This is a genomic window from Isoptericola jiangsuensis, from assembly GCF_048320105.1.
Taxonomy (GTDB): Bacteria; Actinomycetota; Actinomycetes; order Actinomycetales; family Cellulomonadaceae; genus Isoptericola; species Isoptericola jiangsuensis_A.
Genome location: NZ_CP182942.1, coordinates 1,304,380 through 1,324,950, shown reverse-complemented (window position 1 = coordinate 1,324,950; position 20,571 = coordinate 1,304,380). Strand labels below are relative to the sequence as shown.

Below are 20,571 nucleotides of genomic sequence, written 5' to 3'. Positions count from 1 at the left end.
CAGTTTTGTAGGAACCGCACAACGTGGCGCGTCGTGGTTCCGGCGAGCACCGACGGCGTAGGACGATGCCGCCATGACCCGCGCACCCCTCGACGTGGCCGCCCTGCGTCGCCGGCTCCTGGCTCCTGCCGGCCCCCTCGCCCGGCTCGACGTCGTCGACGAGACCGGCTCGACCAACGCCGACCTGCGTGCGGCCGCCGGGTCCTGGCCGGCGCCCGCCCTGCTGGTCGCCGAGCACCAGTCGGCCGGCCGGGGCCGCGCCGGACGCGCGTGGCAGACCCCGCCCGGTGCCGCCCTGGCGGCGTCGTTCCTGCTGGCGCCCCGGGTGCCACCGACGGCGCTCGGCTGGGTGCCGCTGCTGACCGGTCTCGCCGTCGTGCGCGCCCTGGCGCGGCACGGGATCACGGCGTGGGTGAAGTGGCCCAACGACGTGCTGCTGGCCGACGACGTCCCCCTCGACGGGTTCGGTGCCTTCCGCAAGGTCGCGGGGATCCTCGCGGAGGTCGTCCCGGGGGCGGGCCCGACGGGGACGGCGCGCGTCGTCGTCGGCGTCGGCCTCAACGTGGACCAGACGGCCGACGAGCTGCCGGTGCCCACCGCGACGTCGCTGGCGCTCACGGGAGGGCTCGCCGGGGACGGCCCGGAGCGGTCCGCGCTGCTGGTGACGCTCGTCGAGGAGGTGACCCGGCTCGTGGCGGACCTGGAGTCGGCGGGCGGGGACGCCCGTGCGGTCGGGATCTCCGCGGCGTACGCGACGGCGTCCTGCACGGTGGGGGCGACGGTCCGGGCCGAGCTGGCCGGAGGGAGCGCCGTCGTCGTCGGGCAGGCGGTGCGGGTGGCCGACGACGGTGCGCTGGTCCTGGCGACGCCCGCCGGGGAGCGGGTGGTCACGGCGGGGGACGTGCACCACCTGCGGCTGCGCTGAGCGTGGACGTCCAGCGGGCGCCCAGGTGACGAACACTACAGTGGGGGCGTGACCAGCAAGCCCTCGCACGAGACCCCGGAGGTCTCCTCGCCGCGCCTCCGCAGCACCGCACCGTCCGACATCGCCACGCGGATCGACGAGGAGATCCTCGGCGGTCCGCGGTGCTACGACCTCGAGGGCCTGCTGGAGGAGACCGGCCTGTCCCGGGAGTTCGTGGAGAACTACTGGCGGTGGCTCGGCCTGCCGGTCACGGACCGTCCCGAGGCGAGCTTCACCGCCGCCGACGTCCAGTCGCTGCGGGAGATCCGCGAGCTGATCGACGTCGGCGAGCTGGACGATCAGGCGCAGATGACGCTGATCCGTTCCCTGGGGCACACGGCCGACCGGCTGGCGCTGTGGCAGGTGGAGGCGTTCGTCGAGCACCTGGGGCGACGGTTCGATCTCGACGACGTCAGTGCTCGGCGCGCCACGCTGGACCGGATGCCGACCTTCGCCGACGTGCTCTCGCGGCAGCTCGACCACGCCTGGCGCCGCCAGCTCGCGGCGCTCATGGGCCGGTTCGCCACCGAGTTCGCCGACGGTGCCGAGGTGACGAGCGGGCAGCTCCCGCTGCGGCGGGCCGTCGGGTTCGCGGACATCGTCTCCTTCACGAAGCGGACCGCCGGGCTCGGGTCGCAGGAGCTCGCCGAGTACGTCCAGGTCTTCGAGTCGCGGGCGCGGGACGTCATCACCGAGGCCGGGGGCCGCGTGGTCAAGACGATCGGTGACGCGGTGCTGTTCGTGGCCGACGACGTCACCACGGGTGCCGAGTGCGCCCTCGGGCTGGCGGCGCCGCACGCCAGCGAGGAGGAGATCCCGGTGCGGGTCGGGTTCGTGTGGGGTCGGGTGCTGTCGCGGTTCGGCGACGTGTTCGGCCCGGACGTCAACCTCGCCTCGCGGATCACCGAGCTCGCCGAGCCCGCGTCCGTGCTGGTGGACCCGACGACGGCGGCGCTGCTGGCGTCGTCGTCCCGCTACGCGCTGACCGCGCAGGCCCCGCAGGCGGTGCAGGGGCTGGGTGAGATCCAGCCCGTGCGACTGCAGCGCTCCTACACCGGCTGAGGTCCCCGGCCGGTCAGCGGACGTCCTGGTCGCGCGGGTCGTCGTCGGCGTCCAGCAGCGAGGGGCGGTTGTTGCGCACGGATCCGACGGCGTCGCCGACCGGCCGTGCGGTGGTGGTGACCTGCGGTCCCCGGACGACGTCGGCGGCCTCCCCGGCGCCGACGGCCGGGTCGAGCCAGGTGTCCCAGACGTCACGCGGCAGGACCACGGGCATGCGGTCGTGGATGTGCTCGAGGTCGGGTGAGGCGGCGGTGGTGATGACGGTGGCCGAGACGAGCCAGCGGTCGGGGTCGTCGTCGGACCGGGTGGTGTCGCGCCAGAACTCGTACAACCCGGCCAGCGCGGCGACGTGGCCGCGCTCGGGGTGGATCCAGTAGGCCTGCTTGGGCACCTTGGCGCGGGCGGTGGCGCCGGCGGGCACGGGCAGCCTGCGCCACTCGAAGTAGCCGTCGGCGGGGAGCAGGCAGCGGCGCGTGGCGAGCGGCTTGGCGAACGCGGGCTTGTCGAGCAGGGTCTCGGAGCGGGCGTTGATCATCCGCGCGCCGATCGCGGGGTCCTTCGCCCACGAGGGCACCAGGCCCCAGCGGGCGAGCCGCATCGAACGGGTGATCTCGCCGATGTTCCTGCCCTCGATGCGCCGGGGGCGTTCGACGACGATCCGGACGTCGTCGGTGGGCGCGACGTTCCACGACGGCGGCAGCAGGCGCGCGTCGTCGGCGATCTCGGCGACCGCGAGGTCGTCGGCGATGTCCTGGGCGTCGCGGAAGGACGCGTAGCGGCCGCACATGTCCCCATGGTCGCGCACCCCACCGACATCGCCCCGGGTGCCACCGGCGCCGGGTCGCCGGAGCGGTTCCGTGAGGCGTGACACTCCGTGGAGGTCGACCCGATCGTATCGTTTCGATAGTATGCCGCCATGCCTGAGACCCCCTCCGGAGCGCCGTCGCGCGCCCGCTCGTCGTTCCGCTGGGTCGTCATGCTCGGGGCGCTCGCCGCGCTGCCGGCCTTCACGGTCGACATGTACCTGCCGTCGCTGCCCGAGATCGCCGCCGACCTCGGCACGTCCGCCTCCTACGCCCAGCTCTCCGTCTCGATCATGCTCATCGGCGGCGCCGCCGGGCAGCTCGTCATCGGACCGCTCTCCGACCGCTACGGACGTCGCGCCCCGCTGATGTGGGGGCTCGGCCTGCACGTGGTGACCTCCCTGCTGTGCGCCTTCGCACCCACCATGACCGTGCTCATCGGGCTGCGCCTGCTCCAGGGGTTCTTCAACGCGGCCTGCGGCGTCGCAGCCATGGCGGTCGTGCGCGACCGGTTCGTCGGCGCCGAGGCCGCCCGGATCCTCTCGCGACTCATGCTCATCATCGGCGTCGCCCCCATGCTCGCTCCCGCCTTCGGCTCCGCCGTCGCCGCCGCCGCGGGCTGGCGCTGGGTGTTCGCGTTCCTCGGCCTCGCCGGCGTCGCCATGGCCGTCGTCGTGTGGCGCTTCATGCCCGAGACGCTGCCGCCGTCCCGACGCCGGCCCGCCGGCGCCCGCAGCGTGCTCGGCGGGTACGCGACCCTCCTGCGCGACCGGCACTTCATGGCGCTCGCCGTCATCCCCGGCCTCGGCCAGGCCGTGCTCATGAGCTACGTCGTGGGCTCGCCGTTCGTGTTCCAGGAGTTCTACGGGCTCAGCCACACCCAGTTCTCGCTGTTGTTCGCCCTCAACGGGCTCGGCCTGGTCGTCTCGGCCCAGATCAACGCCTCGCTGGTGCGCCGGGTCGCGCCGATCCGGGTGCTGCGTGCCGCGCTGGTCATGCAGGGCGTCTTCGCCGTCGGTCTCCTCGCCGTCGCGATCACCCAGGCCGGCGGGGTCGTCGGGCTGCTCGTCATGCTCTGGATCGTCCTCGCGTTCCAGGGCCTCATCCCCGCCAACGCCTCGGCCATCGCCCTGTCGCGCCACGGGGAGCGCGCCGGCACGGCCGCCGCCGTCATCGGGGCCGTCCAGTCCGGCGTCGCCGGGCTGGTCTCGCCGCTCGTGGGCGTCCTCGGCGGTGACGCCGTCGCCATGTCCGCCGTCATGCTGGGCGCCTGGACCTGCGCGATGCTGGTCCTGGCGCTGGCGACCCCGGCCTACCGCCGCGGCGGCTGGGTCCAGCTCGCCTGAGCCACGGGGACGGGCAGCCCCCGTCCCCGAGGTTTCACCCACCGACAGCGCGAACTTCACCCGGTCGTCGCCCAGCGGCCTCCCTGCCGGGATCGCATGGTCGGCATGCGACGAACATCGAGGTCCGCTGCCCTTGTCCGTACCGCCGCGGCGACCACCGCCGTGACGCTCCTGGTCACCGCCTCGGCGGCGGCGGCGACGGCGACCACCGCCGCCACCGACCGCACCCACCAGAATGGCCGGCCCGACGACCACGGCACCCGCACCGTCGAGGTCCCCACGCTCGAGGGACGCGCCACCCTCAGCGCCGACTTCCTCGCCGAGGGTCCGCCGTCGGGGGCGCAGGCGAGCGCCGCCAACGGCCGCCAGGGACCGTGGGACGGTCAGGTCGTCCCGGGGTTCTCCGCCATGGTCGACAACGGGGACGGCACCTTCTGGGCCCAGCCCGACAACGGCTTCGGCACCCAGGCGAACTCCGCCGACTTCCTGCTGCGCAGCTACCTGGTCGAGCCGGACTGGGACACCGGGTCGCGCCGGGGCGGCAGCGGCGACATCGAGATCCTCGACCGCATCGACTACAACGACGCGAACCACGTGCTCGACTTCCCGATCGTCCACGAGGACACCACGGACCGGCTCCTGACGGGGGCCGACTTCGACGTCGAGTCCGTCGTGCAGGCCAAGGACGGCACGTTCTGGGTCGGCGAGGAGTTCGGGCCCTTCGTGCTCCACTTCGACGCCGAGGGCACCCTGCTCGACGCCCCGATCCCGCTGCCGGACGGCCTCGCGTCGCCGCAGAGCCCCTACCTGCCCGACGGTGCCGACGCCACCGTGCGGGCCAGCAGCGGGTTCGAGGCGATGAGCGCCTCGCCGGACGGCCGCTACCTCTACCCGATCGTCGAGAACGCCCTGGTCGACGAGACCGACGAGCGACGCCGCGTCGTCTTCGAGCTCGACACCCGTCGGGACCGCTACACCGGGCGCACGTGGAGCTACCAGACCGACCAGCCGGGCAACGTCCTCGGCGACGCGTTCACGGTCGGCCGGGGCGAGCTGTGGATCGTCGAGCGGGACAACTTCGACGGGCCGGCCGCCGTGACGAAGCGCGTCTACGAGGTGGACCTGGACCAGGTCGACGACGACGGCTTCCTGCGCAAGGAGCTGGTGCTCGACGCGCTGAACATCGCCAACCCCCGCGGCATCGACGCCGGCGAGGGCTACGGGCTCGACGAGACCTACGCCCTGCCCGTGCAGTCCTTCGAGACGGTGCTGCGCCTGCGTGACGGACGCATCCTCCTCGGCAACGACAACAACTACCCGGGCAACGCGGCGCGCGTGGCCGGCACCCCGGACGACACCGAGTTGGTCGTGATCGACCTCGAGCGCGAGCGGGTCCGCGACGACGGCGTCACCGTCGTCGGGCACCGCGGCGCCTCGGGGGACCGGCCGGAGCACACGCTGGCCGCCTACCAGCAGGCGATCACCCAGTGCGCGGACTACATCGAGCCCGACGTCGTGTCCACGGCCGACGGCGTCCTGGTCGCACGGCACGAGAACGAGATCAGCGGGACCACCGACGTCGCCGACCACCCCGAGTTCGCCGACCGCCGTACCTCCAGGACGATCGACGGCCGGACGGTCACCGGATGGTTCACCGAGGACTTCACCCTCGCCGAGCTGCGGACCCTGCGCGCCGTCGAACGGCTCCCCGAGGTGCGTCCGGACAACACACGCTTCGACGGTCTCTACCAGGTGCCGACGCTCGACGAGGTCATCGACCTCGCCCGGCGGTCCGTCACCTGCGACGGCGCGCAGGTCGGCGTCTACCCGGAGACGAAGCACCCCACGTACTTCGACTCGATCGGGCTCTCGCTGGAGGAGCCGCTGGTGGCCGCTCTCGAGGCCGACGGCCTCGACTCGCGGCGCGACCCGGTCATCCTGCAGTCCTTCGAGACGGGCAACCTGCGCGAGCTCGACCGCATGACCGACGTGCGGATCGCCCAGCTCGTCTCCGCGGGCGGCGCGCCGTACGACCTGGTCGCGGCCGGGGACGACACCACGTACGCGGACCTCGTCACCCGCCAGGGGCTGCGCGGGATCGCGCAGTACGCCGACGGCGTCGGCCTGGTCAAGGACCTGATCATCCCGCGCGAGGCCGACGGGACGCTCGGTCGGCCCACGTCGGTGGTGCGTGACGCGCACCGGGCGGGCCTCGAGGTGCACGGGTGGACCTTCCGGGCGGAGAACCAGTTCCTGCCCACCGACCTGAGGTCGTCGGAGGACCCGACCGCGCACGGCGACCTCGCCGCCGAGATCCACGCGTTCCTCGACACCGGGATGGACGGTCTGTTCGCGGACCAGCCGGGCCTGGCCGTCGACGCGATCGAGGCGTCGCACTGAGTCGTCGACGCCACCGCGGGCCGTGCCCGTCCCGACATCCCGGGGCGGGCGCGGCCCGCGTGCTCGTCCGACGTCTCGTGCCTCTCACTCCTCGCAGACACGACAAACGGCATACGATCGTTCAGTGACCAGTGATATTCCTCGGCACGCCGGAGCGCGCGCCGGCCATCCCGTGCGCCGATGGGTCGCCCTCGGGGCGACGGCCGTGCTGGCGTTCGCGGGGGTGGGCAGCGTCGCCGCCTACGTCGACCTGCGCTCGCAGATCGAGGTGTCCGACGTCGACTCGCTGCTGGGTCGCGACGCCGTGGTGCCGCGCGCCGAGGCCGTCGACGAGCCGGCCGACCCGTCCGACCCGTTCGCCGGGCAGGAACGCAACATCCTGGTCATGGGCACCGACTTCCGCGACAAGAAGAACGCGAAGATCGCCGGTGCCGGGGACGAGTTCCACTCGGACACGACGCTGGTGGTGCACATCAGCGGCGACCGCAGCCGGATCGAGGCGGTCTCGATCCCGCGCGACTCGCTGGTGGACATCCCGTCCTGCCCGCGCCCGGACGGCAGCACCACCGCGCCCCAGTACGGGGCGATGTTCAACACCGCGTTCGCGCTCGGCGGCGGTCCGGAGAAGGACGTCACCGGGGCCGCGGCCTGCACGATCCTCACCGTCGAGGCGCTCACGGGGCTGCGGATCCACGACCACGTCGTGGTGAAGATGTCCGGTGTGGTGGACATCGTGGACGCGCTCGACGGCGTGCCGATGTGCCTGCCCGAGCCCGTGGTGGGCGACAGCCGGTACAGCGACCTCGACCTGCCGGAGGGCAGGCAGGTGCTCGACGGCGAGACCTCCATCCAGTTCCTGCGGGTGCGCAAGGGCGAGGGCATGGGGCTGGAGTACGGCAGCGACCTCAAGCGGATCGAGCGCCAGCAGGCCTTCATCGACTCGATGCTCCGCGCCGTCCTGGACCAGAACCTCGTCACGGACACCCCGAAGCTGTACCGGATGGTGCGTGCCGCCCTGAAGGCGATGTCGACGAGCCCGGACCTGGCCAGCCCGAGTGCGCTCGCCGGTCTCGCGTGGAGCCTGCGCGACGTCGACCCGCAGAACATCGTCTTCCAGTCCGTGCCCGTCGTGGACTCGGTGTCCAAGCCGGGCCGGGTCGAGTGGACCGCGGAGGCCGACCCCATCTGGGCGAAGCTCGTCGCCGACGAGCCCCTGGTCGAGGAGCCCGAGCCCAGCCCGTCGCCGTCCGAGGACGCCACGGACGACGGCAAGGACGACGGCACGGACGAAGGCAAGGACGACGGCACGGACGACGAGGTCGTCGGTGACGACGACGTCGACGACGCCGAGCTGGTCGACACCGCCCCGGAGCCGTCCCCGGAACCGTCGCTACGTCCCGGCGTCTGCGCCTGAGAGCGGGGCCACCGGCGGCAGCGCGCGGCGGGCGTGCGTCCGCAGCGCGTCGGTGACCCGGTCGAGCACGCTCGATCGCAGCCGCCACTGCTGCAGGTGGAGCGGGACGTCCACCGTCTCGTCGGCGAGCGGCACGACGTCGTCCGCCGGTTCGAGCACGTCGAACCCCGCGCCAGGTCGGGGCAGCGGCCCCCACATGCCCCAGCCGAGCCCGTGGCGGATCGCGGACAGGAACTCCGCGGTCGACGGCACGTGGTGGCGCGGCGGGGCCGGCACGGGTGCGCCGGCCCGGTGGGCCACCCGGCGCAGCCAGGCGTCCTGGAGGTCGTCGCTGCGGGCGAAGACGACCATGGGCGCGGCGGCGAGCGTCCGCGGGGTGACGCCGTCGGGGAACCAGCGGGCAGCGAACTCCCTGGACGCGGTCGGTCGGTAGCGGGTCAGGCCCAGCGGCACCGAGGTGCACCCCTGGACGGGCTCGCGCCGGGAGGTGACGGCCGCCATGACGACGCCGGCGGGCAGGAGGTCGACGGTGCGGTCCTGGTCGGCGACGTGCACGTCGAAGCAGACGCCCTCGACGGCGGCGAGCGCCGGCACGAGCCAGGTCGCCAGGGAGTCCGCGTTGACGGCGAGGGGCACGGTGACGGGGCGGTCGCCGGACTCGGTGGGGCCGAGCTCGGCGGCGGCCTCGTCGCCGAGCAGCTCGACCTGGCGGGCGAGGCGCAGCAGGGTGCGTCCCGGGCTGGTGGGTTCGACGGGTCGGGTGCGGCGGACGAGCACTGTGCCGACGGAGCTCTCCAGGGCGCGGACACGCTGGCTGACCGCGGACGGGGTGAGGTGCAGGACGTGGGCGGCGGCGTCGAACGATCCCTCGGTGACGACGGCGGCGAGGGCGGCGAGCTGTCGGGTGTCCCAGTCCATGGATGAAGTATCGCTTCATCAATCGCAGAAAGAGTTGTTGGACTTCATCAGGGCCGCGTCCTAGCGTCGAGCCGTGCTCATCTTCCTCACCGGCCTCGGGTTCGGTCTGTCCCTCATCGTGGCGATCGGCGCGCAGAACGCCTTCGTCCTGCGGCAGGGGGTGCGTCGGGAGCACGTGGGCGTGGTGGTGGCCGTCTGCGCGGCGTCCGACGCCGTGCTCTACGTGGCCGGTTCGGCCGGCCTCGGCGCGCTGGTCCAGCGCCATCCGCTCGTGGTGGAGGTCGCGCGGTGGGCGGGTGCCGCCGTCGTGCTGGGGTACGGGGTGCTGGCCGCGCGGCGGGCGTGGCGCGGCGGCGACGAGCTGGTGGCCGCCGGGGGCACCGACGTCGTGGACGCCGGTCGTCGGGTGCGCCCGGTGGTGCTCACGGCGCTGGCGCTGACGTGGCTCAACCCGCACGTCTACCTGGACACGATCGTGCTGCAGGGCTCGGTCGCGGCCGGCTACGGGGACGCACGCTGGTGGTTCACCGCCGGGGCGGTGGTCTCGAGCGTGCTGTGGTTCGTGGTCCTGGGCTACGGCGCGCGCCTGCTGGCACCGTTCCTCGCCCGGCCGGGAGCGTGGCGCGTGGTCGACGGCGTCGTCGCGCTGATCATGCTGGCCGTCGCGGTCTCGCTGGCGGCGGGCGCGTGAGCCCGCCGGCTACCGCGAGGCCCTGCGGCCACGGAGGCCGCCGAGGCGGCCGACCGCCTCGTGCAGCACCTCGGGGCGCTTGACGAACGTGAACCGCACCCGCGAGCGCAACCGGTCGGCCGCCGTCGAGCCGGCACGGCAGAAGGCCGACACGGGCACGCCGACGACGCCGGCGAGGTCGGGCAGACGCCGGCACAGGTCGTGGCCGTCGTCGAAGCCGAGCGGTGCGCCGTCGGCGACCACGAAGTACGTGCCGGCCGGGACGACGACCTCGAAGCCGGCGGCCAGCAGGCCCTCGCAGAGCAGGTCGCGCCGGGCGGAGAGCGAGGCGGCCAGGGCGCGGGGCGTCTCGTCGTCCGCGAGGGCCAGGGCGATCGCCGGCTGGAACGCCGATCCCGAGGTGTAGGTGACGAACTGCTTCACCGTGCGCACGGCGGTGACCAGCGGCGCGGGACCGTGGACCCAGCCGACCTTCCACCCGGTGAGGCTGAAGGTCTTGCCCGACGACGACACGGTGAGGGTGCGCCCGGCCATGCCCGGCAGGGTCGCGAGGGGGACGTGCACGGCGTCGTCGTAGACGAGGTGCTCGTAGACCTCGTCGGTCAGGACCAGGAGGTCGCGCTCGCGGGCGACGGCGGCGACCTGCTCGAGCTCGGTGCTTCTCAGTACGGTGCCGGTCGGGTTGTGCGGGGTGTTGACGACGAGCAGCGCGGTGCGGGGTCCGACGGCGGCCCGCAGGGCCTCGGCGTCGAGGCGCAGCCCGGCGGTGAGCGGGACGGGCACGTGGGTGGCGCCCGCCATGGCGATCGCGGCGGCGTGGGAGTCGTAGAACGGTTCGAGGGTGACGACCTCGTCGCCGGGTCCGGTCAGGGCGAGGATCGCGGTGGTGAGGGCCTCCGTGGCGCCGGTGGTGACGAGGACCTCGGTGTCCGGGTCGACGTCGAGGCCGTAGTGGCGGCGCTGGTGGTCGGCGATCGCCCGGCGCAGCTCGGGCACGCCGTCGCCGGGGGAGTACTGGTTCCGCCCGGCGTCGATGGCGGCCTTGGCGGCCTCCTTGACGTAGTCCGGGCCGTCCACGTCGGGGAACCCCTGGCCGAGGTTGATCGCCCCGGTGCGGTGCGCGAGCGACGTCATCTCGGCGAAGATCGTCTGGGACACGGCGCCGTCGTCGGCGAGGAGGCCGGTCGCGGCGGCGACGGCTCGCCATCGTGGCGTGGTGCTCATGGGCCGACCCTACCGATCGCCCCGGGGCGGTGCGCCGAGCGCGGACCCAGGCCGACCCGGTGCCCCTGACGCGGTCTGACCACGTCCGCCATGTGAGAGCCGTGATGTGATGCGCGCCACACGGTCGGGCGGCAGGCGTGACTCGTGTCCCCCCGACGGGTACGCCGCTGACCAGCATGTTTACGGGCGGTCGTCGGGTCGTGACGGGGTCGGCGGGCCGCCGACGTCGTCCGAGGCCGATGTTGTCCACAGGTGTGGGAGCGCTACCGCACGGCGCTTCGCTACGCTCGCAGCGCTGGTGGAAGGTCCGGATTGTCCCCGACGGAGAGGTTGACCCGGTGACCATCGAAGTGACGCGGGACGACGGCGCGGACGTCCTGACGCGGGAGGTGCGCGAGCTCGTCCGGCGACGCGGCATCGACCCCGTGGCCGACCGCCCCGCCCTCGACCGCCTCGTGGCCGAGGCCGCCGCCGACTACGCCGAACGCGCCCTCGCCGGCGTCGTGCCGCAGCTCGCCGACTCCGACGCGGCAGCGCGCGGCATCGTGGACGCGCTGGGTGGGCTCGGCCCCCTGCAGCCCTACCTCGACGACCCCGAGATCGAGGAGATCTGGATCAACTCCCCGGCCCAGGTGTTCGTCGCGCGCCGGGGCATCAGCGAGCTCACCACCACCCTGCTGACCGCCGACCAGGTGCGCGACCTCGTCGAACGGATGCTCAAGGCCTCCGGACGCCGCCTCGACCTGTCCAGCCCCTTCGTCGACGCGACCCTGCCCGGCGGCGAACGGCTGCACGTGGTCATCCCGGACGTCACCCGCGACCACATGGCCGTGAACATCCGCAAGCACGTCGTGCGGGCCCACCAGCTCGACCACCTCGTGCGGCTCGGAGCACTCGGGCACCACGCCGCACGCTTCCTGGACGCCGCCGTCCGGGCGGGGTCGAACATCCTCGTGGCCGGCGCCACGCAGGCAGCAATCAAACCACGTGCTTACCGCTGGACCGTGGCCTGATGAGCGGGCGAGAGCGCGGGGGTGTGCCCGGTTGGCTACTCGTCGGCCTGATGGCCGCAGCCCTCGGAGTTGCGGTTGTGGTGCTGGTGGCACCGTAAGGGACGCACTACTGCCTGGCCTTCCACCTCCGAACTCAAGGACTCGACGTGGTCCAAGTAGTAGCAGGCCCGGACCTACTCACCAGGCGGGCCGCTGTCACCTATCGTTGGCTCCGTGTCAACTTCTGATCAGCCCATCCGGATCTTCATTGGCTCGTCCTCCGAAGGGAACTCGGTGGCGAGGAACTTGCAGGACGAGCTGGAGAGCATGTCCCTGTGCGAGGTCACGCGGTGGGATGTCAACGTGTTCGAACCTGGTGGATACACGCTGGACTCTCTGATACGGCAGGCGCGTTCGGTGGACTTTGCTGTCCTGGTGGCTACGGCGGATGACGTGGTAATCAGTCGTGGACAGGAGTCATCGTCGATGCGTGACAACGTGCTTCTGGAGCTGGGGATCTTCCTTGGCATTCTGGGGAGAGATCGTGCCTATCTGCTGGCAACGACTTCCAACATCAAGATTCCATCTGACCTCCTCGGTTTGACGCGCTTGGGCTACCAGAATCGGAGTGACGGCAACGAGAGGGCCGGAGTGAACGGAGCGGTGCTGCAGATCGAGCGCCAGGTCCGCACTCTTGGACCCCGAGTGGTTGATAGGACGCGCGCCAGTGCTGCTGGGACCAGCAGTAGTAGCGCTTCAACAGCGCTTGACGCGGAGATTGACTTACTCTGCACCAACGCGGTCGCACAAGGCTGGACGGTTCGGACCAATAGTCCTACGACCTTGAGGCTTCGCAGCCCTCAGGGTCGTAACCACACGCTTTCGAAAGGCAAGCCGGACGCGACACGCGTAGCCCTACGGCGGTTCGCGAGTCAACTCCGATCAGGCGGACTGCGAGTGAATCGGAGCATCCGCGGTCCTGTTGAAGAGTCGCCGCACTTGCCCTGAGGGCGGCATGCCCCCCTGTGTCGGCTGGCCGTGCGGCCCTGTCCAACCAGGGGGGCGGCGCTCCAACTCGGGCTCTACCGAGAACTCCCTACGCTTGCAGGGATCGCCGCGCCTCGATCGCGTAGCCATGCTCAGGTGGTGCAAGGCATCTCGCCTCATCATCGCCTCCTGGGTGATGATCACCTGGCTGGTGCGGCGACTCCCCGATCCTACGGCACATGATGTGGCGTACCCGTACCCGCCTGGATCGCCGAATGCCCCCATGCGGGTGAAACCACGCCGCTACGAATCGCGAGGACGATGACATGCCGGGGACCTAGCTTCCTCAGAGTGCTGGAACCCGCCTCAGCCCAAGCCGGGTAGTCGCCAGTATGTTCGGGGCGTAGCCTGCCGCTGGGCTGGCACCGTGCCAGCCCGGACCGGAGGTACCTCGTGCGCGTCGTCGTCTACGCCAGGCTCAGCGTCACTACCGAGGAATCGGTCAGCATCAGCCGCCAGATCGAAGCCGCCACGAAGTACGCCGACGCCCGCGGCTGGGAGGTGCTGGGGGAGCCGTTCGTCGACGATGGCGTGAGCGCCTCGAAGAACAAGCCGGAGGACCGCCCCGCCTGGCGTGCCCTGCTGGCTAGCGCCCGCGCCTACGAGGCCGTGCTCATCTGGAAGGTCGACCGGCTGGCCCGCCGCGTGCTCGACTTCCTCCACGCCGACGAGGCCCTGCAACAGCGCGGTGCTGGCCTGGTGGCCGTCGAAGACCCCATCGACATGACCACGCCGCAGGGCCGTGCCTTCGCGACGATGCTGGCCGTGTTCGCCGAGATGGAGGCAGCAGCCACCCGTGCCCGCGTCGCCGCCGCCCGCCGTCACCTGATCAGGGGCGGGCGTGCCGTGGGCGGTGCCGTGCCCTACGGCTGGCGCAACGTGCCCAACCCGCAAGGCCCGGGCATGGTCGTGGCCAAGGACCCCGACCGCATCGCCTACGTCGAGGGCATGGCGCAACGCACCTTCGACGGGCACACGCTCTACTCCACGATGCAGTGGCTCGAAGAAGTCGGTGCCCCCGCCCCCAGCGGCGACCGCTGGCACTACTCGACCGTCGAGCGCCTCCTGCGGCACCCGCTGCTCGCGGGCCTCACCACGTTCAACCCCGGCAACACCGACAGTCATCGGCGCGGTACCGAAGTTCTCCGCGGCGACGACGGGTTGCCCCTCGTCAACGAGGCGCTGGCGGTGCTGCCGCTGCCCCGCTGGCGGGCGCTTGTACGGCTCCTAGACGGTCGCGGGGACACCAGCCCGCAGGCCCGCCCCCGCGCCATGCGATCGAAGACCTCGGGAGTCCTCAGCGGCCTCGTGTGGTGTGGCGAGCACCCCGACCCGGTGCGCATGCACCGGGGCACCACGCAGGGACGCCCGTCGTACCAGTGCCCGCAGTGCTTCCAGACGGTGTCGTCGTACCTGGAAGAGTGCGTGGTCGAGAAGTTCCTCTGGGCCAAGTGCGAGTACGTGCGGTGGAACAAGGTCGAGTTCGTCGACGAGGGCGCCGCCGCGATGCTTCCCGAGATCGAGGCGCGTCTGCAGGAACTCGGCGAACTGATTACGCAGGAGCGTGACCGCGATGCCCGCCTGGCCCTGCTGGAGCAGGTGGACGCCCTGCAGGAGCTTCAGGAGCAGGGGCGACACGCAGACCCGGAGGTGCGGCTGGTCGAGTACGGCGAGGCCGTGTCCTTCGACGAGGCGTGGGCCAGTGCCGACGACGACACCGAACGGCGCGCGGTGCTGGGCGATGCCATAGAGCGAGTGCTCGTCAGGCGAGGCCGTCCGGGCAGGGGCAGCAGGGAGAAGACGGCGGAGCGGCTGACCTTCGAGTGGCGGTTCCCGGAGCAGGTCGGCCCGGTGGAAGATTCCCTATAGGGGCGAGAAACCTCGCGCAAAATTTGACGCGTGATCCGATTGGGACGTTTCTCATCCCGTACACGCAAACGACCCATGACCGCTATGGGCGGACGGCAATCTCCACGGTTGTCAGCCGACCCTCTGCGCCACGAAAACGCGCCTGGGGCACGCAAACCTCAGTCGGCTACGCGGGGGACCGTTCAGCCCTCGGCCACGGCGGCGCTCGTAGCGTCGAGCACCCGCTTCACGGTCGCCGGGTACCAACGGCCAGCGCCGGTCGGCGTCGTGTGGCCCTCGCCAGTCAGGGTGTCGGCGATCGCCTTGAGGGATGCCCCGCCCGCCCGAAGCTCCTGCACCCGTTCCGCCGTGCTGTCTGCCAGCGGCGCACGCGGCCGACCGCCGTTGCGCATGCGGTCGCGCACGTCATCGGGGAGCATCGCCATCGCGTCGCGGGTGCGTTCGGCAATGCGGCGGCGTTCCATCTCTGCGAACACCACGGTCACCTGAGCCATTGCCCGACCGGTGATGGTGGTGGTGTCGACCCCCAGGTCCAGGGCCACCACGCCCCAGCGCTGCCGCTCTGCGTCATCGAGGATGCGAGCGAAGTCAGCAACGGAGCGGGAGAGGCGGTCGACCTTCGACACGACGAGGGCTTCCGCCCTGCCCGCCTTCAAGTCGGCCAGCACACCCGCCAGCACGGGGCGGTTCTTCAGCGACTTGGCGCTGGCAGCGTCCTCGCGCCGGAGGTCCAGGTTCCACCCCCGGCGCTGGGCCTCCGCTTCCAGTGCGGCGATCTGCACTTCCGGGCCGATGTCCTGCTTGTCAGTGCTGACTCGGACGTACCCGATGACTGTGAGCGGGGCTGCTGTGGCCATGGCGCAAGCATACCATAACAGAAAGGGGTGCCCCATTACGTTACGGGCGTGCCTCCAACGCCGTCCGTACTCCGTCCAACCAGCCTTCTAGGCGTGCTCGGGTGACCTTGTCCAACTGGTCGTTGGGGTCCGGGGGCAAAGCAGCCAGCAGTGCCTCGGCCTGCTCGACGGCCTGGCGGAGTTCGTCGACATTCATGGGGTCACCTTTCCATCCGCGCCGTACGGCTCGCAGGGACACCGGGCGGGTTGCTGGCCCACCCGGTGCCCCTGCTACCGTTGAGAAGGCGTGAGGCAACGCTCGGTGATGACCTACCGGCCAGCACCGGCCAGGCTGGCGTAGTAGTCGGCGACGGCGCGGTCCTGAATCGGCTTGAGCGGCCAGGTCAGGGGGAGTGCGCAGCAGTCCGCGAAGGCGATGCCGCTGCCACAGTCGCAGTTTTCGGCCAGCAGCGGGGCGGCGTGGCACGCGATCCACGGAGTATCGCTTCCGCAGGAGCAGGGTGCCATCTGCGACGACGGGTGCATGGTTCCGGCCATGATGCTGACCAGGTCTTCGTCCGAGAAGTCGTGGAGGCGAGCGGTGCTCACGCCGTCACGCGTCAGGTGCGTGCGGTACAGGCTGCCGCCGACTAGCACCTTGAAGCCCGTGCTCGGGGGCATCTTGGCGCGGCTGTCTCGCACGAACTCGGCGAAGCCCACCAGGGCATCGTCGTCCAGGCCAGTGGGGATTTCGTAGTCCGACGACAGCAACATGGCCAGGTTGCGCTCGTGAATCTGCCGCGCCTCGTCGGTCGCGGCGTTGGCGACGACGTCGCCGCCGCGCTCCTCGACGCGCTCCCGCTGGTGCTCGTCTGAGCGGTACCCAACCGGGGTGGGGTGAACGAACACGTCAGAGGCGAGCGGCTCGGCGACGAAGTCATGTCGGGAGTTGAACACCGTAGTCGTGAAACGCGCCGCCGCGTCTGACCATCCGACGTGAAGCACGAGGCTGTCGGACGGTGTGTGGCGGAGGCCCGCCCAGATGCGGCGAAGGTGCCCCGGCGCTTCGTCGTTCACGACGTCGTAGGTAGAGGCGCTGAGGCTGTCGAGGGTCGCTACCCACGTCGCGCCCAGCGTGACGTCGCCCTGGGTGGCGACGGCCATCCGACGATGGGGGAAGGCATGACACTTGTCCGTGATGCCGAGTTCCCGGGCTGATGAGGTGTAGGCCCAGGTGTCGGTGGCGATGGTCGCCGAGTCACCGGCACTAGTGTCGATGTGGATGTACGTCATGGCTGGAATCTCTCTCCGGGATTGATGGTGTTGATGGCGTCGGTATGTGGACCTGCGACGGGGCCACCGAACGCGAAGCCGGGGCGGGTGGTACCGCCTGAGTTCGGAGTGGTGTTCGCGCCTCGTCGGATGATCTCTTCGACCCGTCGGGTGGTGATGGTGACGGTCTTGTCGTGGAGGTCGGCGAGCTCACCCTGGATGTTGTCGACCGTGGGGGTCACGTCGTCCTGAGCCGTGAGCAGGGTGGTGACGTTCTCGGGGATCAGCCCGTACTCGTCGGCGAGTTCGTGCGCAGCCTCCTTGGTCAACCCGGCGTCCATCGCCATGTTGACGAACTGCTTCCGGGCGCGCTGCATCTTCCCTTCGACGTCCTCGACGGAATCGCCGGACTCCCACATCGCCTCCGCCTGGTCCAGGGCAGCCCCGGCCACGTCGCGGAGTGCAGCCGAAGCGTCCCGGCCCGCCTGGGTGTTCAGATCGAGGCTGTCCTGGTTCTTCTTCAGCGTCTTGGAGTACTGCTCGGTGTCGTTGTTTGCCTCGCGGATGGTCTTGCGTGCGTCGTCGACGGACTGCTCGTAGTCGGCCATGGCCGCGTGTGCACCCATGTTGACCCCGGCCAGTTCCATCCAGGCGTCGATGGCCTCCTGGACCGCGCTGGTCTGGTACTCGACGACATCGGTGGTGTCCGCGATTGTGTCGGCTGCAGCACCCTCGGTCACGCCGAGTTCCTTGTTGGCCTCAGCCTTCTGCAGGACCTGCTTCTCCGCGTCGCTGAGGCTGCCCGCTGTGTCGTCGAGCATGTTGAGGAACTCGCGGCCACCAGCGCGGGCGTACTCCCTCTGGTTGTCGTAGATCGACGTGGCTTCGATGTTGCGCTCCACCGCCTCCGTCACGCGATCGACGTCCTCGGGAACACCCTGGATGTAGCCGACCATGTCCTGAATCGTGAGGCCGTAGCGCTTGGCCATGTCGATTGCCGACTCCGGGTCGCGCCCGAACATCTTTTCGACGATGTTGTTCTGGTCCTCCGACAGGATGTCCGTCAGGCTGGTGAGCGTCTCGTCTGTGGTGTTCCCGAACTGATCGAGGCTGCTCGCCAGGAAGTCCGTCTGGGCCTGGGCCTCTGCTGCTTCCTGCGCCCAGAGCGTGAGGCCAGCGGCAGCGACGGACAGCGCGGCTCCGACACCCCCCGCCGCGATGCCTGCCGTCTTCGCAGACAGGTTGAGCGCCTTCATCGCGTCGCGAGTCTCGTTGATACCGATCACGAGTTTGCCCATGCCTGCCAGCCCAAGCGCCACCAGGCCACCGCCGCCGATGATCGCCATGAGTGCCTGCTGTGCGCCGTCGGGCAGGCCATTCAGCGCGTTGATGACATCGGTGACGCTCTGCACGAGGCCCCGGAGCGGCCCATCTGCGCCCTCACCCATGCCGATGAGCAGCGTCTCGAACGCGCCACCGAGGGCTTCGAGGTCACCCTTCAGGTTGTCGAGGCGCTTCCCCGCAGCCTCAGCGGCGTAGCCTTGGTCGTCGACCTTGGCGATCCACTCGGTAAGGCCGTCCGCTCCCGCCTCGTAGAGGTAGTTCGCGGCGCGGTAGGCGTCGTTCCCGAAGATCTGTGCCAGCGCTGCGTTCCGCGTGGCCTGGTCCAGCCCGCTCAGACGATCCTGAAGTTGGCCTGCGAGGGCCTCCATCCCGATGAAGTTGCCGCTGGCGTCGTAGGCGTTGATGCCGAGCTTCTCCATCTCCTCGGCGGTCTTGCCTGCCGGGTTGGCCAGGGCGATCAGCATCGTCTTCAGGGAGGTGCCAGCGTCCGAGCCGATCATGCCGTTCTCGGCGAATAGGGCTAGCGTTGCTGTCGCATCGACGATGTCGATACCGAACGAGTGCGCGATGCCGCCTGCCTGGTTGAGCGCCTGACCGAGGTCGTCGGCGCTGCCCTGGGCCTTGCCCGCGCCAGCCGCGAGCAGGTCGGCGACGTGGGTAGCGTCCCCGCCTTCCAGGTTGAACTGGCCCATGGCCGACGCCATGATCTCCGCAGCGTTGGCGACGCTCATGCCCTCGGACGCCGCGAGGTCGAGAGCACCGGCTAGCGCGCCCCCGGTGATCTCGGCGGTCGTGAGGCCCGCCTTGCCGAGTTCGGTGATAGCACCGGCAGCCTCGGTCGCCGAGTAGACGGTGCTGGCACCGGCTTCCAGCGCTGCTGTGCGCAGAACCTCCATGTCGGCAGACGAGGCGTTCGTTGCACTCGACACGGTGCTCATCGCGGCGTCGAAGTCCGCGAACTTCTTCACGGCCAGCGCGGCAAACGCAGTGAGGCCGGTGCCCAGGAGGCCGATCTGGGTCGTCAGGTGGCTGAGCGCGGCCTCGTTCTTCTTGGTGGCATCGAGCATGGAGTTCGACGCCTTCTGCAGACCACTAGTCCACCGGCCTGTGGTCACGATGAGGTCGACGACGACGGTGCGATTGGTCATGGTCAGACCTCCTGGAGGACCTTGGAAGTGATGGCTCGTTGGGCACCGTGCATCTCACGAAAGGCAGAACCCATGAGCATCGCGCCGAGGCGCACACGCTCGGGGATGGTCAGGTGGTCGAGGCGTCGATTGATCTCACGCTCGACGTAGGCAGCCTCGAGGGCGGCTTCCGCTTCTGCGATACGCGTGGGATCACCGCAGCCTCCGCCGTTCGCGTGGCGGTGGGCCACCGCAAGACGCGCGGTGGCAGTTCGAACCGGGTCGAGTTCCTGTGGTCTGACCATTGCCTCAGGCTACCAAACAGTCGAACGAATGTTCGAATGTTTGGTACACTGGGGCTGTTCGGCCTAGTCCTCCGAATGGCTCCATCGGTCGGTGCAGCAGAAGAGGCCCTTGTCGCGCTCCATGTGCGACAAGGGCCTCTTCTGCGTCCGGCGTAGGACTGTTGAGCGCGTCCCTGGTGGTCGCAGGGCAGGCGGGTCTGGCGCAGGGCGGGGCCGTGTCGTGTGCGCCGCAACCGTCCGTGAGCAGCCTCTCGATGACGTCCTAGGAAGCTCTGTGTCGGCGGGAGGAAGCTGAAACCTAGACGGTTGCTCCGCGCAACCGCCCTGAGTTCCGCCGATGGGATGGGTGCGCGGAGCAACTATCGGATTCTCAGGCGCTTGCAGACGCCGAGGCTAGACCCGCTCGGAGTGCTGACGGCCTCCTGGGGCGTCGCAGGTGGCGGCGGGGGAGTGGCGTGCCTGAGCGCGCTGCGCGTGCGCCTCGCGCGCGTGAGGGCAGCGCTGGTGACTCTCCAGGAATTCTCTCGCCAGAACGCGGCCCGGTGGCCCGGTGACCCGGTGACCCGGTGGCCCGGTGGCCCGGTGGCCCGGTGGCCAGGTTGATTTGTTTTCCCGGAGTACTCAATCTGCTAAGATGTTCCGCGTAGCGGACCCCTCACCTTTCAGAGCGGGTCCGTTTCTCATGTCCCTGGTGCCCCGAACGGGGGTCGGCAGAGCCGTCATAGAAGGGGGTACCCCGTTGGCCGTTTTGAACGGGGTACGGGGTACGTGTACCCCGTTCGCTGGTGTGTTTGTGCCTGCTCCCCTATAAAAGTGGAGAGTTCTCTCTCTTTTTATAGTGTTTTTCACGGTTACACACCCTGTTACACACACGGAACGGGGTACGGCGTACCCCGTACCCCGTTCAGTACACGCGCCCCAAACCGCACGACAAGAGGCCCACCACCCGCGACAGGT

General features: G+C 70.5%; 15 protein-coding genes and 1 pseudogene. 9 read left to right on the top strand and 7 right to left on the bottom strand.

What is annotated here, in order from left to right; genetic code table 11:
• Positions 1-73 precede the first annotated feature (73 nt).
• The gene (locus ACNHYB_RS06260; RefSeq protein ID WP_418277552.1) at positions 74-925 is read left to right on the top strand and encodes a biotin--[acetyl-CoA-carboxylase] ligase; all 852 of its coding nucleotides are present in this window, start codon (positions 74-76) and stop codon (positions 923-925) included.
• A gap of 48 nt (positions 926-973) precedes the next feature.
• On the top strand, positions 974-2,026 hold the full coding sequence (locus ACNHYB_RS06255) for an adenylate/guanylate cyclase domain-containing protein (RefSeq protein ID WP_418277551.1): 1,053 nt from the start codon (positions 974-976) through the stop codon (positions 2,024-2,026).
• Between the two features lie 13 nt (positions 2,027-2,039).
• Here the strand turns inward: ACNHYB_RS06255 and ACNHYB_RS06250 are convergent, their stop codons facing one another.
• Complete coding sequence (locus ACNHYB_RS06250; protein WP_418277550.1) at positions 2,040-2,813, bottom strand: SOS response-associated peptidase; 774 nt, start codon at positions 2,811-2,813, stop codon at positions 2,040-2,042.
• 129 nt (positions 2,814-2,942) lie between these two features.
• Here ACNHYB_RS06250 and ACNHYB_RS06245 point away from each other — a divergent pair, with 129 nt between their 5' ends.
• The 3 genes from ACNHYB_RS06245 (at position 2,943) to ACNHYB_RS06235 (ending at position 7,989) form a co-directional block, all read left to right on the top strand.
• Positions 2,943-4,175 carry a multidrug effflux MFS transporter gene (locus ACNHYB_RS06245; protein WP_418277549.1) on the top strand — a complete coding sequence of 411 codons (1,233 nt, stop codon included), beginning with the start codon at positions 2,943-2,945 and terminating at the stop codon, positions 4,173-4,175.
• A gap of 105 nt (positions 4,176-4,280) precedes the next feature.
• Positions 4,281-6,575, top strand: a complete 2,295-nt coding sequence (locus tag ACNHYB_RS06240) for an esterase-like activity of phytase family protein (RefSeq protein ID WP_418277548.1) — start codon at positions 4,281-4,283, stop codon at positions 6,573-6,575.
• 124 nt (positions 6,576-6,699) lie between these two features.
• Positions 6,700-7,989, top strand: a complete 1,290-nt coding sequence (locus ACNHYB_RS06235; protein ID WP_418277547.1) for an LCP family protein — start codon at positions 6,700-6,702, stop codon at positions 7,987-7,989.
• Here the strand turns inward: ACNHYB_RS06235 and ACNHYB_RS06230 are convergent.
• On the bottom strand, positions 7,966-8,907 hold the full coding sequence (locus ACNHYB_RS06230; RefSeq protein WP_418277546.1) for a LysR family transcriptional regulator ArgP: 942 nt from the start codon (positions 8,905-8,907) through the stop codon (positions 7,966-7,968). The two genes, ACNHYB_RS06235 and ACNHYB_RS06230, sit on opposite strands and share 24 nt — an antisense overlap.
• Before the next feature lie 73 nt (positions 8,908-8,980).
• On the opposite strand from ACNHYB_RS06230, the gene ACNHYB_RS06225 reads away from it, so the two are divergent.
• Positions 8,981-9,598: a LysE/ArgO family amino acid transporter gene (locus tag ACNHYB_RS06225; protein WP_418277544.1), complete on the top strand. Its 618-nt coding sequence runs from the start codon at positions 8,981-8,983 to the stop codon at positions 9,596-9,598.
• A gap of 9 nt (positions 9,599-9,607) precedes the next feature.
• Here ACNHYB_RS06225 and ACNHYB_RS06220 read toward each other — a convergent pair whose 3' ends face one another.
• Positions 9,608-10,822, bottom strand: coding sequence for a pyridoxal phosphate-dependent aminotransferase (locus tag ACNHYB_RS06220; protein WP_418277543.1), 1,215 nt, complete (start codon positions 10,820-10,822; stop codon positions 9,608-9,610).
• A gap of 350 nt (positions 10,823-11,172) precedes the next feature.
• Between ACNHYB_RS06220 and ACNHYB_RS06215 the strand changes: the two are divergent.
• The 3 genes and pseudogenes from ACNHYB_RS06215 to ACNHYB_RS06205 all read left to right on the top strand — a co-directional run.
• Positions 11,173-11,796: pseudogene (locus ACNHYB_RS06215) on the top strand (ATPase, T2SS/T4P/T4SS family); the annotation flags it as partial.
• A 252-nt stretch (positions 11,797-12,048) separates the two neighbouring features.
• The gene (locus ACNHYB_RS06210) at positions 12,049-12,822 is read left to right on the top strand and encodes a nucleotide-binding protein (RefSeq protein ID WP_418277542.1); all 774 of its coding nucleotides are present in this window, start codon (positions 12,049-12,051) and stop codon (positions 12,820-12,822) included.
• Positions 12,823-13,254: 432 nt separating this feature from the next.
• The gene (locus ACNHYB_RS06205; RefSeq protein ID WP_418277541.1) at positions 13,255-14,730 is read left to right on the top strand and encodes a recombinase family protein; all 1,476 of its coding nucleotides are present in this window, start codon (positions 13,255-13,257) and stop codon (positions 14,728-14,730) included.
• Positions 14,731-14,912: 182 nt separating this feature from the next.
• On the opposite strand, the gene ACNHYB_RS06200 is transcribed toward ACNHYB_RS06205, so the two are convergent.
• The 4 genes from ACNHYB_RS06200 to ACNHYB_RS06185 all read right to left on the bottom strand — a co-directional run bounded on the left by ACNHYB_RS06200 (position 14,913) and on the right by ACNHYB_RS06185 (position 19,614).
• Positions 14,913-15,587 (bottom strand): recombinase family protein, encoded by a 675-nt coding sequence (locus tag ACNHYB_RS06200; protein WP_418277540.1) that lies wholly within the window; start codon positions 15,585-15,587, stop codon positions 14,913-14,915.
• A 309-nt stretch (positions 15,588-15,896) separates the two neighbouring features.
• Entirely contained in the window at positions 15,897-16,859 is a 963-nt protein-coding gene (locus tag ACNHYB_RS06195) for a hypothetical protein (protein ID WP_418277539.1), read from the bottom strand.
• Positions 16,856-19,330, bottom strand: coding sequence for a phage tail tape measure protein (locus ACNHYB_RS06190; RefSeq protein WP_418277538.1), 2,475 nt, complete (start codon positions 19,328-19,330; stop codon positions 16,856-16,858). The genes ACNHYB_RS06195 and ACNHYB_RS06190 overlap by 4 nt, the downstream gene beginning before the upstream one ends.
• A 2-nt stretch (positions 19,331-19,332) precedes the next feature.
• Positions 19,333-19,614: a hypothetical protein gene (locus ACNHYB_RS06185; RefSeq protein WP_418277537.1), complete on the bottom strand. Its 282-nt coding sequence runs from the start codon at positions 19,612-19,614 to the stop codon at positions 19,333-19,335.
• Between the last annotated feature and the right edge of the window lie 957 nt (positions 19,615-20,571).

Excerpts from the sequence above, each read along its gene's own strand:
- ACNHYB_RS06260 (WP_418277552.1), top strand. The coding sequence starts at position 74 with ATGACCCGCGCACCCCTCGACGTGGCCGCCCTGCGTCGCCGGCTCCTG.
- ACNHYB_RS06250 (WP_418277550.1), bottom strand. The coding sequence starts at position 2,813 with ATGTGCGGCCGCTACGCGTCCTTCCGCGACGCCCAGGACATCGCCGAC.
- ACNHYB_RS06245 (WP_418277549.1), top strand. The coding sequence starts at position 2,943 with ATGCCTGAGACCCCCTCCGGAGCGCCGTCGCGCGCCCGCTCGTCGTTC.
- ACNHYB_RS06240 (WP_418277548.1), top strand. The coding sequence starts at position 4,281 with ATGCGACGAACATCGAGGTCCGCTGCCCTTGTCCGTACCGCCGCGGCG.
- ACNHYB_RS06230 (WP_418277546.1), bottom strand. The coding sequence starts at position 8,907 with ATGGACTGGGACACCCGACAGCTCGCCGCCCTCGCCGCCGTCGTCACC.
- ACNHYB_RS06220 (WP_418277543.1), bottom strand. The coding sequence starts at position 10,822 with ATGAGCACCACGCCACGATGGCGAGCCGTCGCCGCCGCGACCGGCCTC.
- ACNHYB_RS06200 (WP_418277540.1), bottom strand. The coding sequence starts at position 15,587 with ATGGCCACAGCAGCCCCGCTCACAGTCATCGGGTACGTCCGAGTCAGC.
- ACNHYB_RS06195 (WP_418277539.1), bottom strand. The coding sequence starts at position 16,859 with ATGACGTACATCCACATCGACACTAGTGCCGGTGACTCGGCGACCATC.
- ACNHYB_RS06190 (WP_418277538.1), bottom strand. The coding sequence starts at position 19,330 with ATGACCAATCGCACCGTCGTCGTCGACCTCATCGTGACCACAGGCCGG.
- ACNHYB_RS06185 (WP_418277537.1), bottom strand. The coding sequence starts at position 19,614 with ATGGTCAGACCACAGGAACTCGACCCGGTTCGAACTGCCACCGCGCGT.